Origin of the sequence: Stenotrophomonas sp. YIM B06876 (genome assembly GCF_030711595.1) — a bacterium.
Taxonomy (GTDB): Bacteria; Pseudomonadota; Gammaproteobacteria; order Xanthomonadales; family Xanthomonadaceae; genus Stenotrophomonas.
Map to the genome: position 1 here is coordinate 1 of NZ_JAUJUJ010000577.1, position 418 is coordinate 418.

Genomic DNA, 418 nt, shown 5'->3' on the forward strand with positions numbered 1-418 from the left:
CCTGCTTGAGCAGATCCATCTGCTTGTCCAGGGCCAGCAGGTCGGACACGCCGGTCACGTTGGTGTGCGAGGCCTCCCAGTTGGGCACCAGCTTGGCAGCGACGGGGTCGGTCACGGCCGAGAACACCACGGGCACCGTCTTGGTCGACGCGATCACGGCCTGGGCCGAGGGCGTGGCGATGGCGACGATGGCGTCGGGCTTGTCGCCGACGAACTTGCGCGCGATCTGCGCGGCGGTGCCGGTGTTGCCTTGGGCGCTCTGGTACTGCCACTTCAGGTTCTTGCCCGATTCGTAGCCGGCCTGCTTGAGCGCGTCCTGCACGCCATCGCGCACGGCGTCGAGCGCCGGGTGTTCGACGATGGCCGTGACGGCGACCGATTTCTGCTGGGCGTGAACGGGTGCGATCGCAGCCATGGC

Annotated in this window: 1 protein-coding gene; it reads right to left on the reverse strand. The window is 68.2% G+C overall.

Going from position 1 to position 418, the window contains the following annotated elements:
• Positions 1-418: ABC transporter substrate binding protein (locus QZH66_RS18545; protein WP_345783886.1), on the reverse strand; the 418-nt coding region annotated here is incomplete at both ends.